The sequence below is a fragment of the Halomonas sp. 18071143 genome, from assembly GCF_019211725.1.
In the GTDB taxonomy this organism is placed as follows: domain Bacteria; phylum Pseudomonadota; class Gammaproteobacteria; order Pseudomonadales; family Halomonadaceae; genus Vreelandella; species Vreelandella stevensii.
On the sequence record NZ_CP078120.1, the window covers coordinates 297,474 to 310,280 of the forward strand.

A 12,807-nucleotide genomic window follows, 5' to 3' on the forward strand; every position below is an offset into this window, starting at 1 on the left:
GGAAACCGGGAGGCTGGATGCAGAAAATCGAGGAAATCTACTGGCTGCGTGCTTACGGCTGCATTGCCGTTTTTTTGTTTCATTGGCTGGACCATTTGAACCAGCGGGTAGATAACCTGGCCACCGACCTCATGCGGATTCCCCTGGTGTTGGGCACTCCCGTGTTCCTGTTCATCTCGATATTCGTTTTCGCCGTGCGTTACGACAAGCAGATCCCGCCGGGCTTTCTGCTCCAGCGGGTCAAGTACGTCATGCTGCCTTACCTGATGTATGGCTTTATCTATTCGACGGCAGAGTGGTGGCGGTTGTCGGGCAGCGACGATGCCGTGGGCTTCCTGGCCAATGCGCGCAGCTACTTCATCTATGCGGGCTGGCACGGGTATTTCTTGATCATCGCCATGCAGTTCTATGCGGCGTATTGGGCATTTACCCGCTGGCAGCTGTGGCGGGTGAATCCGGTGCCCTGGCTTTGGGTGGCGTGTGTGGTCAGCATGGCCTACTGGGGGCTGGCGTACTGGTTCCAGGTAGAACCCCCTGGCTACTTGCTGTGGATCGCGCCCCTGGGGTGGGTGTATCTCTTCTTTCTGGCGCTGGTGCTGGTGCGCTATTACCCGCTGGCGCCTCGTGCCGTGCTGCAGGAGCGCCCCGTGTGGCTGCAAACGCTGTCGCAGTCCCGTTGGCTATGGGGGTGGGTGGCGCTGATCGTGATGGCCACCTTTGCTCATTGGCTGGCGTTCTCTTCCAAGGAAGTCTGGGTCATTCCCTTTTTCGTGCTGTTCGTGCTGGTGACCATGCGCCGCTTGAAGGGGCGCCGAGCGCCTGGCTGGGTGCGCTATATCAATGCCTACTCCTTCGGTATTTACCTGGCCCACCCGATGTTTTTTGCCATTACCGATACCTTGGTCGGCGTGGAAACGCTGCCGCTGGTGCTTTACGCACTGCTCTTGATCGTGGTGGCCAGCGTGGGCTCGGTGCTGTTGAACAAGGCGGTGAACACCACCACTTGGGGCGCCATGCTGTTTGGCAAACGCCTGAAAGTATGAGGCTGGCGTTAGGTAAGCCTCGCTGGGGTCGTTCAGTATGCCTTGTGGATTGGGGAAGGCGTTGAAGAGTGATGAAGGGACGAGGGCGACGATCAGTGTGGGGGGGGTTCGGTAGAAAAGCGTGCTTTCAACGCGCTCAGTGGAGAGCCTCGCGGCAACCCCAGTGCTTGCCCGCTGAGGGTCTTCAGGCGGGTAGGGCAGGCATGCAGGCGCTGTAGCAGGTCGGTCATTGCCGTGACCTCCAGCTCGGGGTCGAAGCCTCCCAGGCGTTCCAGCCAGGTTCGGCTGATGGCCATGTAAGGGGGCAATGCGGCGTTAGGGCCACGTAGCTGCTGCCAGAGGCGCTCTGGCAACCGAGGCGTTATCGCGCTGATGATCAGCGCATCCAGCGTTTGCGTATCTAGCTCGGGGTACAGCAGGGGCCATAGCTGTGCAGGCAATACCTGTTTGTGCATGGCCACCAGCAGCCATTCTGCTTGGCTGACATACGCCGCCTGATTCAGGCGAGCGCCCAGTTTCTTCTCTGGGGTGACGAGGCAGTGGGCGTGAAAACGGTGCTCCAGGGTCGCGAAGCGCTCATCCAGAAACGCGGCGGTCACGATCACGGGCACGAGATGCTCGGCCAGGCCAGATTGACGAATGGATCGCAGGTGGCGAGGAAGGCAGGCTCCCGCCACAGAAGCATCGACGATAAAGCAAACCGTACCCATGTCAGTGGCTTCCTTATGTGGTAATGACTCGCCTATTTGTAATTTATTGTAGGTGTTGGTTTCTTTTCGTAGCAAGTGGAAGGGTCGAGAAGCGCATAAAAATCGACCGTCTGGCTAATGCACTAATTTTGTGCAAAGACTGTTTTTTGCGTATTTTTTTGGTGCAGGTTGGGTGGGTGCAGTGCTCCATGTGATGACGTGACGAGCCAATGCGACATCAAGAGGCATCAGGAATAATTATTTTTTCTTTTTGAATCATGCTGTTATTTTTTTGAAGGCCATATTGGTGCATAGTTGGCATGCTACGTGCTTATGTTTTGTGACGGCTTCGTAGGCAGTTTTGTGACAGCTTCGTAGGCAGTTTTGTGACAGCTTCGTAGCCAGTTTTGTGAACAGTTTCATGGGCCGTCTGTCAGTCGCTAGCAGGTCATAGGCAGAAGCCTCTCGGCGTGCTACAACGATAGCCGGTCTGAAATGATCGCTGGGCGATTTGTTATCCATGGTCAAACAAACGTAAAGCGAACAAAAAAGACAAATGCGCCACGTGCCAGGGTACGTAGACGATTTGTTGCATAACACTTTTATCGATAGCTTACTGTTTCAAGCTTTAAGCCACGCTCATACCGGAGGGCACTATGTCAGCCAAGACTCTTGCGCTAATCGAAGAACACGATGTTAAGTGGGTAGACCTGCGTTTCACCGACACTCGCGGTAAAGAGCAGCACGTGACCGTGCCTGCGCGTGACGTGAACGAAGAGTTTTTTGAAAACGGCCAAATGTTCGATGGTTCTTCCATCAATGGCTGGAAGGGCATCAACGAGTCTGACATGATCCTGCGCCCGGAAGACGGCACCGGCTTCCTGGACCCCTTCACCGAAGACGCCACCCTGATTCTGCGTTGCGACATTATCGAGCCTGCCACCATGCAGGGCTACGACCGCGACCCGCGCTCCATCGCCAAGCGCGCTGAAGCCTACCTGCAGTCTACTGGCCTGGGTGATACTGCGTTCTTTGGCCCGGAGCCTGAATTCTTCATCTTCGACGAAGTGCACTGGAAGTCTGACATTCAGGGCTCCATGTACAAGATCACTTCCGACGAAGGCGCCTGGGCCACTGATAGCAAGGTCGAGACTGGCAACCTGGGTCACCGTCCGCGCCTCAAGGGTGGCTACTTCCCGGTTCCGCCGGTCGACAGCTTTCACGATATCCGTGGTGCCATGTGTAACACCCTGGAAGCGATTGGCCAGACCGTCGAAGTACACCACCACGAAGTGGCCAACGCTGGTCAGAACGAAATCGGCGTGAAGTTCAACACGCTGGTGAAGAAAGCCGACGAAGTTCAGGAAATGAAGTACGTGATCCACAACGTGGCGCACGCTTACGGCAAGACCGCTACCTTCATGCCGAAGCCGCTGGTAGGCGACAACGGTTCTGGTATGCACGTACACCAGTCGTTCTGGAAAGATGGTCAGAACCAGTTCGCGGGCGATGAGTACGCTGGCCTGTCTGAAATGGCGCTGTACTACATTGGCGGTATCATCAAGCACGCCCGTGCTCTGAACGCCTTCACCAACGCTTCTACCAACTCGTACAAGCGTCTGGTGCCGGGCTTCGAAGCGCCGGTCATGCTGGCCTACAGCGCCCGTAACCGTTCTGCTTCCATCCGTATTCCGTACACTGCCAGCCCGAAAGGCAAGCGTGTCGAAGCGCGTTTCCCTGATCCGACGGCGAACCCCTACCTGGCGTTCTCTGCCATGCTGATGGCGGGTATCGACGGTATCAAGAACAAGATCCATCCTGGCGATGCCATGGACAAGAACCTGTATGACCTGCCGCCGGAAGAGGGCAAGTCGGTTCCCACCGTGGCTCACAGCCTCGACCAGGCCCTGGAAGCACTCGATGCTGACCGTGCGTTCCTGACCGAAGGCGGTGTATTCACCGACGAGATGATCGACGCTTACATCGAACTGAAAATGGAAGACGTCGAGCGTATCCGCATGACGACTCACCCGATCGAGTTCGACATGTACTACAGCTGCTAAGCTGATGGCATGACTGCTAAGATCACCCTTGCGGTGTGACGAGCCAAAACCCCGCCTCGGCGGGGTTTTTTTATGGGCAGAATAGTTGAGGAGGCAGCATGGTGAGTAAGCGGCGTGTTGCATGGTCAGCCATATTATCCACAGGGGTTTTCGTGGCCGCCTGCCTGTGGGTAAGCGCTGCCAAGGCACAAACGGTGTACCGCATCGTTGATGCCCAGGGCAACGTGACCTTTACCGATAACCCCGAGCGCGGCGGCGAAGTGTTGCGGCTGGCGCCTCTGCCCAGCTTGCCCGCTGCACGCCCAGCCGCGCTCTCGGCGGCACGCCCTGCAGGGCGCCCGGGCCAGCCGTTCATGCCCTATGACCGGTTCATCATCGTTGCCCCCGCGCCTGGGGCTTCTCTGCGCGGTGGCATGACGCCAGTGGAGGTCAGCGTTTCCCCTGCGCTGCGTGAGGACCACCAGATCCAGCTGCTCGTCAACGGCGAGCTTAGCCAATCCCCTCTGCATAGCGATGCCTTTTGGCTGGCAGGCTTGCCCCCGGGGCAGCATCGTTTGCAGGCAGAGCTGCTGGACAGCCAGGGGCGCATTCAGCATCGCACCGATCAGGTGACGATTTTTATCGCTGATTAAGTGTATGCACTATAATGGTGCGTTGAATTAGCTAAATCTTCCGTCCCTTGCGCTATAAACGCCCGAGCGGTATCGGTAGGCTGCCCCTAAGCCGTGCATGGCGCCGTTTTGGGTAACCTGGCGCGCTTTTTGCACTTCCTCAGCTAAATCACTAACGCTACGGTTAGCGACGCTTCAGGACACGCCATGTATCAGCGCTTACTAGAACACCTCACGACGGCGGTATTGCTGCTGGACGGCGAACTTCGGGTTCGCTGGATGAATCCGGCCGCCGAGGCGCTGCTGGCGGTGAGCTTCAGTCGGGTACAAGGCATCAGTCTGGACACCCTGCTGGGCGGTGACGAGAGTATCGATGACGTGCTGGCCAAGGCGCGCGATGCGTTTCACCCTTACACCCAACGCGAAGCGCGTATTACGCCGCTCAATAGTGACCCCCTGACGGTGGATTACACCGTGACGCCGCTGTCCGCCGACGAGCTGCTGCTGGAGGTGGAGCCCCGTGATCGGCTGATGCAGATTTCCCGGGAAGAAGCGCTGACCACTCGCCAGGAGACCATCAAGGTGCTGGCGCGTGGGCTGGCCCATGAGGTGAAAAACCCCTTGGGCGGTATCCGCGGCGCGGCGCAGCTGCTGGAGCGCGATCTGGACGACCCGGCCTTGCGGGAGTTTACCCACATCATCGTCGAGGAAGTGGACCGTCTGCGCGATCTGGTGGACTCCATGCTGGGCCCCAACCGCATCATCAAGCATGAGCCGGTGAACATTCACAAGGTGCTGGAGCGCGTGCGTGCGCTGCTGTTGGCCGAGCATCCGCAGGTCACCGTTAACCGCGATTATGACCCCAGTCTGCCGGACCTTTCTGGCGACGAGTCGCAGATGATCCAGGCCGTGTTGAACGTGGCCCGCAACGCGGTACAGGCCATGAGCGAAGCCGACACGCCGTCCCCCACGCTGACCCTGCGCACCCGTGCCCGCCGCCAGTTCACGCTGGGGGCCGAGCGCCATCGGCTGGTCAGTGAGGTGGGCGTGATCGATAACGGCCCCGGCATTCCCGATGCGTTACGTGAAACGCTTTTTTACCCCATGGTGTCAGGCCGCGCGGAAGGCAGCGGCCTGGGGCTATCGATTGCTCAGTCAATTTTGCATCAACATCAAGGATTGATCGAATGCGATTCCCGACCCGGACACACCGAATTTCGTTTACTGATTCCATTGGTTATTAATTTACCGGAGATGCGTCATGACTGAGGCGACACGTACCGATGTTGCACGGGTGGTTATCGTCGATGATGACCGCGCTATCCGCTGGGTGCTGGAGCGCGCGCTAGCGCAACCCGACCTGGATGTCGAATGTATCGAGCGGGCGGATACGGCGCTGGCTCGGCTGCTGGAAAATCCACCAGATGTGCTGGTCACCGATATTCGCATGCCGGGAATCGACGGCCTCGACCTGATGTCTCGCGTGCGTGCGGCTCACCCCGATCTGCCGGTCATTGTCATGACCGCCCACTCGGACCTGGATAGCGCGGTGGCCTCTTATCAGGGGGGCGCTTTCGAGTACCTGCCCAAGCCCTTTGATGTCGACGAAGCGCTGGCGCTGGTGCGGCGGGCGGTGGCCCATGCCCGCGAGCGGCAGCGGCCGGTCAGCGTACCGGAAGGGCTGAGCGCCGAGATCATCGGCGAAGCGCCTGCCATGCAGGAGGTGTTTCGCGCCATTGGCCGCTTGTCGCACTCCCATATTACGGTATTGATCAACGGGGAGTCGGGCACCGGTAAAGAGCGGGTGGCCCAGGCGCTGCATCAGCACAGCCCGCGCTCCGGCAAGCCGTTCATTGCCCTCAATATGGCGGCAATTCCTCGTGACCTGATCGAGTCGGAACTGTTTGGCCATGAGAAAGGCGCCTTTACCGGTGCCGCCCAGCAGCGCCAAGGGCGTTTCGAGCAGGCCAACGGCGGTACGCTGTTTCTGGATGAAATTGGCGATATGCCCGCCGAGACGCAAACGCGCCTGCTGCGGGTGCTGGCCGATGGCGAGTTTTACCGGGTCGGCGGCCATACGCCGGTCAAGGTGGATGTGCGCATCATTGCCGCTACCCACCAGAACCTGGAATCTCTGGTGGATGAAGGGCGTTTTCGTGAGGATCTGTTCCACCGCCTGAACGTGATTCGGGTGCACCTGCCGCGCCTGGCCGAGCGCCGTGAAGACATCCCCCGCTTGACGCGTCACTTCCTGGCGGAGGCGGCCAAGGAGCTATCCACCGATATCAAGGTGCTGACGCCCGAGGCAGAAGCTCACCTGACGCGGCTGCCGTGGCCGGGTAACGTTCGTCAGCTGGAAAATATCTGCCGTTGGCTCACCGTGATGGCATCGGGCAGGGAGATCCTGATCGAAGACCTGCCTCCCGAGCTGCGCTCGGTCAGCGCGCCGGAAGGAGGTGCTTACGGTGATTGGCGCTCGGCCTTCCGGGATTGGGCCGACCACGCCCTGGCCGAAGGGCATACGCACCTGTTGGAAGAGGCGGTGCCGGATTTCGAGCGCATCCTGATCGAAACCGCCCTGAAGCACACAGGGGGGCGCAAGGGGGAAGCGGCCGAGCTGCTGGGCTGGGGGCGCAATACCCTGACACGCAAGCTCAAGACGCTGCTGCCCGCGCTAGCCGACGAGTAGCCCTGTTGGCAATCGCCGTCGGCTCGGCGATGCTGGCCCGGAACCACTAAAAAGCCCGCTGACACGGTCAGCGGGCTTTTTCATGCCATCCTGTTGATGGCATGCGGGGCAGCTTAGTCGTCTGCGCCCGGTACGCCGCCCAGCTCTTCGATCAGCGCCTTGTAGCTTTCGGTCTGCTCGGTGAGGGTCTGGGTGACTTCGTCTTCAGACAGGTACACCACCGGCATCAGGATGCGCTCTTCGGTGATCTCGATGAAGCGCTCATCCTGAGTGGCGGCTTCCAGTGCTTCTGCCAGGCGCTCGACGTGGGCATCCGGCGTATTGTTGGGCACCATGACCACGCGAATTTCTGCCGGGTTGATGTCATAACCGGCTTCTTGCAGGCTGGGCGCATCCGGGAAGGCTACCAGACGGTCTTCTGCCAGGCTCAGCAGGACCGGCATTTCACCCGTTTCTGCGTAGCCGGAGTGGGTGCCGCCGCTATAGGCGAAGTCCACGTCGCCAGAGAGAATCAGCGGTGCCATGCCAGCGCCGCCTGCCGTGGGCACGATGCGCAGGTCAAGACCTTCCTGCTGGGCAATGTACTCGATGATCATGCGATCCAGGGCGGTCTGCGTGGCATAGCTGGTGCCGGGGTTTTCGCGGGCATACTCCACCAGCGACTCCCAGCTGTCACCAAAGGGGCGATTCTCGCCGGTCACGATAGCCGACTGGCCCAGCGTCACGCCCGCCACGTAGCGGAAGTCGTCCAGCTGGTAGGCGGTTTCCGTGGCCAGCGGGCCGTAGGTGATGGTCATGGAGGTGCCAAAGGCAAAGGTGTAGCCTTCGTCGTTATTGTTGGCCAGGCGAGTCAAGGCCACGCCACCGCCCGCGCCCGGCTGGTTGACCACGTTCACCGGCTGGCCCAGCTCTTCTTCCAGTACGTTGGCCAGCACGCGGGCTTGAATGTCGGTGCTGCCGCCTGCGCCAAAGCCGACGACCATGGTCAGCGGCTTGCTGGGGAAGTCATTGGCCTGGGCGGTGCCAGCGGCCAGGGTCAGCGCTGCCGAAACGATGGCGGTGGTCAGAAGATGCTTTTTCATGGTGGTTTCCTCGATGGTTTTTTCTTGGTAGTGAAGGTTGCTCGGTTTAGCCGTGTTGCCGACGCTGCCGGTACTGGCGATAACTGCTCCACAGCAGGTGCAGTACCAGCAGGCCAGTGGCGACCACAAACGTCAGTGCAATGGGGCGCTGCATGAGAATGCCGATGTCGCCCCCGGAAAGAATGACTGACTGGCGCAGGTTCATCTCCAGCATGGGCGTGACGATGAAAGCGACCAGGAAGGTCACGAAGGAGTAGTCATGCTTCTTCAGGAAATAGCCGAAGATCGCGAAGCCAAACACGGTCAGCAGGCCAAAAGTGCCGTAGCCCTGCACTTGAATGCCGGCCAGGCAGAGAAAGATCACCACGGGGATGACGATGTTCTGCGGCACATCCGTGACGCGGGCAAAGATACGTAGCCCGTACCAGCCTACGGCCAGCATGATCAGGCTAGCGACCACCATGCCTGCAAAGATGGTGAACAGCATTTGTGGATGGTCGCGCAGCATCAGCGGGCCGACCTGAATGCCGTGGATCATGAAAGCACCCACCAGCAGTGCCGCCGACACGCTGCCGGGAATACCCAGCCCGAACAGCGGAATGTAGCTGGCGGGAATGACGGCGTTATCGGCAGCCTCGGCGGCGGCAATGCCATTGGGGTTGCCCTTGCCGAAGCTATCCGGGTCTTTGGCGCCGCGCTTGGCGAGCCCATACGCCATGAACGAACCTACCGATGGCCCCAGGCCCGGCAGTGCGCCAACGAACGCCCCGACGCCGGTGCTTTTAAAGATGGTCGGCAAGGTGCTTTTAAACTCTTTAAAGGAGAGGTCGTCTTCTGGGTTATGGCCAAGTTTGACGGAGCTGGCGCCTTTATTACGCCGATAAGCTTCCAGTTGTACGAACATTTCCGAAAGAGCCAGGGTGCCGATCACTAAAGGGAGAATGGGCACGCCTTCCATCAGCTCCGCGTAGCCAAACGTAAAGCGCATGGCGCCGGTTTCTGGGTCTAACCCAACCGTTCCTAAAATAACGCCCATGCCCCCGGCGGCCATGCCCTTTAAAAAAGAGCCTCCGGCCATCCCGGCAATAAAGACCAGGGCAAAAATGAGAATGGCAGCCAGTTCATAAGGGCCAAACTTGAGGGCAATCGAGGCAAAGGGAATAACGACGACGATCAATAGCAGTGTCGATAACAGGTCGCCGACCACCGACGCCAGTAGCCCTACCTTGAGCGCCTTGCGAGGCTGGCCATTGTTGGCCATGGGGTAGCCATCCAGACAGGTGGCTGCAGAAGAGGGCTCGCCCGGGGTGTTGAGCAAAATGGCAGAAACGGCGCTGCCCGCTGCCGTGCCCTTGGAGAGGCCAATCAAAAAGGCGATGGCGGCATAGGCCGACATGTAGAAAGTGAGCGGTATGGCAATGGCAATGGCCACCGATCGGTTCAGGCCGGGAATGACGCCCACGATATAGCCCAATAACACGCCTCCTAAAATGACGCTGATGGAGTGCAGTGTTAATGCATCGCCAAAGGCACTGGTAATAGCACTGAATTCTGGCATGTTAAACAATTCCTATGCGCATGAGTTGCACGGTCAGTAAGTAAAGTGCTGCGGTAGGAATCGCGGCAGAAAGTGCAATAACATACCAGCGCCGTTCACCCAGTAGTGCAACGAGACAACCTATAATAAAGGGGGCCAGCCACGTTAAAGGGATAAAGTTAGCGAGTAGGATAAAGAGTAATACATATAAGAAAGGCCAGGCTTGATACCAAAGATTGATAAGCGATAAACGCTTTAATAAAGGTGCTCGCTGTTGTTTAAGGCGAATAAAACTGACGATAAGGAGTATGGCAGCACAGATCAACATGACCCAGGCGCCTAGCGTGGCCAAACGCTGTGGATGCATACCAAACGCCATGCCGGAGCCACCGTAGCGCGGGATTAGCCAGACCAGCAGCCAACAGGCGACCAGGGTAACGCCGATTCCGGACCACAGGTTTCTTCGCTGTAATTGAGAGTCAGGTGTCATGGGGGCAGTATCAGCAGGTGAACAAGCCTTCTACCGTAGAGATCACGGTTGTTGTAATCAATTGGTAACGAGCTGCATATTAAACGGTACAATCAACGGTTTTTTGAGTATAGAGTAGGCTATACGGAAAGGCGTCATCAGTGCCGCTCAGCGTGCTTTCATGGCTAATGCTGAACCGTAGCAATATAAAATGCTTAGTCTATTAGCTAGCGAATAAACATTTTGGCGCATGGTTTTAACATAAGTGATATTGACCGCTTGTTCAGGATGACGCGTCTGGCATTGGGGTGGGTAATATGAAGATGGCATCGCTCAAGGCCGGGTCGGGAAGCACGCACTCCTCAAGTTCCCAGGGTAAGAGACTGAACGTGTCCTGAATGCCCAGCCCTTCCAACTGGTGCGCTACGCCATGGCCATGCACCACATGCCCAAGACCCATCAGCCCCACGGTCAGGGCACTCCCTTGTGCGGCGTCCGCTAGCCCCTGCGCCATGGCAACGTCCCAGCTGAGCTGAGCTTGAATGAACCGTTCCAGCATGTCGGGATTTTCCTGCCCCATGGCATGCTGGTCGAAGACTTCCTCCAGATACGTTTGGTAGGCGTCATTGGCAGGTCGCGGGGCAGGAATACCGTGGCGCTGTTCCGCGGGAATATGGTCGACCTCTTCGCTGGCCATTCGCTGGCGTAGGGCGGGAGTGATGTTGAGTGCCTTCAGTGGAATGCGGTTCAAGCGCGCAAAGTGAAGGATGGGCCAGTAAAGCTCAGGATCGAACCCCCAGGCTTCCTGCCAGTCGCTCTGCTCCAGAAACGCGTCTTCGGAAAGCTCCCCCGCGACCCAGCCTTCCAGTACCGGCTGCGCTTCTCTGGGCAACATCTCCAGGCCAATCACCATATCGCTCTCATAGGCGTACAGGCCTGCCAGGGTATGCAATTGCCAGCGGTGGTGTTCCATGGCGTCGTGCCGTTCCCCTAGCAGCACCACTGGCCGTTGCGCTGCCAGGTTGAGCACCGCATCGGCAGTCACGGCCTGACCCGATTGCCACCAGCGCCCCTGAAGCTGGCACGTTTCTGTTGCCTGTGCCTGTGCCTGTGCCTGTGACACCATGCCCAAGGCCAGCATCAGGCGGCACACGCCTCTTGGCAAACGGCCCATGGGCTAGCGGCCTTCGTCCTTCAAACGGTTGATTTCCTGCAACAGCGCTTCGGCTTCGGCGGTCAGGGTCGCATTGGCGCGCATGTCGCCATTGCGAGACGCTTGCATGGCCTCGGTGAGTTTGCGTTCGTAGTCCTGCTGCAGTTTTTTTTTGGGGTCGCGCTTGAAAAGTCCAAACATGAGCTACCTCCTATTGTGTGTATATTATTTGTATAGGTTTATGGTGCCCATGTCGAGGTTTTGGCAAGCTAATCCTGGCGTGTGCGAGCATCAGCTGGCACAGGTGGCCAAAAATCGTGTGAAATCCGCCAGGATGACCTCCAGGCTGCTGTGTAGCCGATGGTCGTCATCCACCATGCGCAGCGAGAGCCGCTGGCGCTGGGCGTGCTCGATGACCGGGCCTGGCAGCACTACGTCATCCTGCCAACCGTGAATGATATGGGTGTGTTGGGCCTGAATGATGGGGGAGGTTTCCGGGTAGCGGGGCATGCCGAGCGCGGGAGCCAACAAGAAGCAGCCGAGTACGGGCGTTTCGGCACTCAGTGCCGCACTGATCCATCCGCCCAGGCTAGACCCCGCCAGAATGCATCGGGATGGGTCATCGCCTCGGGCATTCAACGTCTCACGTAAATGAGCCAAACGGGCTGCAGGCTCGCTCATGCCGCGATAATCCATGACCACGGGCTCACAGTCATCTACATGCTCTGCGACGCCTTTTAGCGCCTGTATCTTCAAGGCGCCGGGGCCGCTCTCCAGGCCGTGGGAAAGAAAGACCGTCATCATGGGGTTACTCCGCCGAGCGCTGAATGGCAGCACCACCCCGCTCGATATCCTGGCCCATGCCGCGAACCGTATTACATCCGCTGATGACCAGCAGGGTCGACATCAAAAGTATGCCAAGCAGCATGGAGCGTTTCATGAGAGTGTCCTCAGTGGGGCTCATCCCCGAGAGTGGGGCATTCGATATATAACATAAGCGTTAACGGGGAGGCCCGCCACTGGTCGTGATGCCTGGGTGACACAAACGGCGGTGGCAGGCTAAAAATGCGCTATACGCATTTGTCGCATGTGCCACTTTTACACAGGTTTGGGCGGCTCAGAACACTACGTTGGCATAGATTATGCTCCTTTTTATTTAATTCAAGCAATTGTTTTTAATGTATTTTTTAATTTTTTCGCAAGTATTGGTCCGCCTTGTGCAGTACCATGGTTAGTAGCATAAACTGCCTCGGGTTCACAGGAAGTGACCCTTCTTTATCAACAGCGTGGGCAGGCTAACAGGCAGTCATGGAGGGCAGGACGCCCAGAAAGCATCAAGGACGTGTAGGGACATCGAGCCTGCCCACTCTTGTCAGCACCTGGATGTGCTGGCCATCAAAGCCAAGGATTGGCAGCGATGCAAAACAGCCATCTCGCGTGCGTGGGATGGTTTTTTTGCGTTATTTTTGTT

The 12,807-nt window shown here is 58.2% G+C and carries 13 protein-coding genes; 5 read left to right on the forward strand and 8 right to left on the reverse strand.

Annotated features, from left to right (window positions below; translation table 11 throughout):
* Nucleotides 1–17: 17 nt before the first annotated feature.
* Complete coding sequence (locus KVY02_RS01510) at nucleotides 18–1,043, forward strand: acyltransferase family protein (protein WP_218314163.1); 1,026 nt, start codon at nucleotides 18–20, stop codon at nucleotides 1,041–1,043.
* A gap of 92 nt (nucleotides 1,044–1,135) precedes the next feature.
* On the opposite strand, the gene KVY02_RS01515 is transcribed toward KVY02_RS01510, so the two are convergent.
* The gene (locus KVY02_RS01515; protein ID WP_218314164.1) at nucleotides 1,136–1,753 is read right to left on the reverse strand and encodes a hypothetical protein; all 618 of its coding nucleotides are present in this window, start codon (nucleotides 1,751–1,753) and stop codon (nucleotides 1,136–1,138) included.
* 635 nt (nucleotides 1,754–2,388) lie between these two features.
* Here KVY02_RS01515 and glnA point away from each other — a divergent pair.
* From glnA to glnG, 4 genes are all read left to right on the forward strand, one after another.
* Entirely contained in the window at nucleotides 2,389–3,795 is a 1,407-nt protein-coding gene (gene glnA / locus KVY02_RS01520) for a glutamate--ammonia ligase (RefSeq protein ID WP_218314165.1), read from the forward strand.
* 152 nt (nucleotides 3,796–3,947) lie between these two features.
* Nucleotides 3,948–4,427, forward strand: coding sequence for a DUF4124 domain-containing protein (locus KVY02_RS01525; protein ID WP_100732155.1), 480 nt, complete (start codon nucleotides 3,948–3,950; stop codon nucleotides 4,425–4,427).
* A 186-nt stretch (nucleotides 4,428–4,613) separates the two neighbouring features.
* The gene (gene glnL, locus KVY02_RS01530; RefSeq protein WP_016915830.1) at nucleotides 4,614–5,675 is read left to right on the forward strand and encodes a nitrogen regulation protein NR(II); all 1,062 of its coding nucleotides are present in this window, start codon (nucleotides 4,614–4,616) and stop codon (nucleotides 5,673–5,675) included.
* The gene (gene glnG / locus KVY02_RS01535) at nucleotides 5,668–7,095 is read left to right on the forward strand and encodes a nitrogen regulation protein NR(I) (RefSeq protein ID WP_081193481.1); all 1,428 of its coding nucleotides are present in this window, start codon (nucleotides 5,668–5,670) and stop codon (nucleotides 7,093–7,095) included. Before glnL ends, glnG begins: the two co-directional genes overlap by 8 nt.
* Before the next feature lie 113 nt (nucleotides 7,096–7,208).
* Here the strand turns inward: glnG and KVY02_RS01540 are convergent, their stop codons facing one another.
* The 7 genes from KVY02_RS01540 to KVY02_RS01570 all read right to left on the reverse strand — a co-directional run bounded on the left by KVY02_RS01540 (nucleotide 7,209) and on the right by KVY02_RS01570 (nucleotide 12,276).
* Nucleotides 7,209–8,177: a tripartite tricarboxylate transporter substrate binding protein gene (locus KVY02_RS01540; RefSeq protein ID WP_016915832.1), complete on the reverse strand. Its 969-nt coding sequence runs from the start codon at nucleotides 8,175–8,177 to the stop codon at nucleotides 7,209–7,211.
* Between the two features lie 46 nt (nucleotides 8,178–8,223).
* The gene (locus KVY02_RS01545; RefSeq protein WP_100732152.1) at nucleotides 8,224–9,735 is read right to left on the reverse strand and encodes a tripartite tricarboxylate transporter permease; all 1,512 of its coding nucleotides are present in this window, start codon (nucleotides 9,733–9,735) and stop codon (nucleotides 8,224–8,226) included.
* Between the two features lies 1 nt (nucleotide 9,736).
* Nucleotides 9,737–10,204 (reverse strand): hypothetical protein, encoded by a 468-nt coding sequence (locus KVY02_RS01550; protein WP_232710938.1) that lies wholly within the window; start codon nucleotides 10,202–10,204, stop codon nucleotides 9,737–9,739.
* A 262-nt stretch (nucleotides 10,205–10,466) separates the two neighbouring features.
* On the reverse strand, nucleotides 10,467–11,357 hold the full coding sequence (locus KVY02_RS01555; RefSeq protein WP_232710937.1) for a ChaN family lipoprotein: 891 nt from the start codon (nucleotides 11,355–11,357) through the stop codon (nucleotides 10,467–10,469).
* Nucleotides 11,358–11,360: 3 nt separating this feature from the next.
* Nucleotides 11,361–11,537: a DUF6435 family protein gene (locus KVY02_RS01560; RefSeq protein ID WP_016915837.1), complete on the reverse strand. Its 177-nt coding sequence runs from the start codon at nucleotides 11,535–11,537 to the stop codon at nucleotides 11,361–11,363.
* Between the two features lie 90 nt (nucleotides 11,538–11,627).
* Entirely contained in the window at nucleotides 11,628–12,140 is a 513-nt protein-coding gene (locus KVY02_RS01565) for an alpha/beta fold hydrolase (RefSeq protein ID WP_016915838.1), read from the reverse strand.
* 4 nt (nucleotides 12,141–12,144) lie between these two features.
* Nucleotides 12,145–12,276, reverse strand: a complete 132-nt coding sequence (locus KVY02_RS01570; RefSeq protein ID WP_016915839.1) for an entericidin A/B family lipoprotein — start codon at nucleotides 12,274–12,276, stop codon at nucleotides 12,145–12,147.
* Between the last annotated feature and the right edge of the window lie 531 nt (nucleotides 12,277–12,807).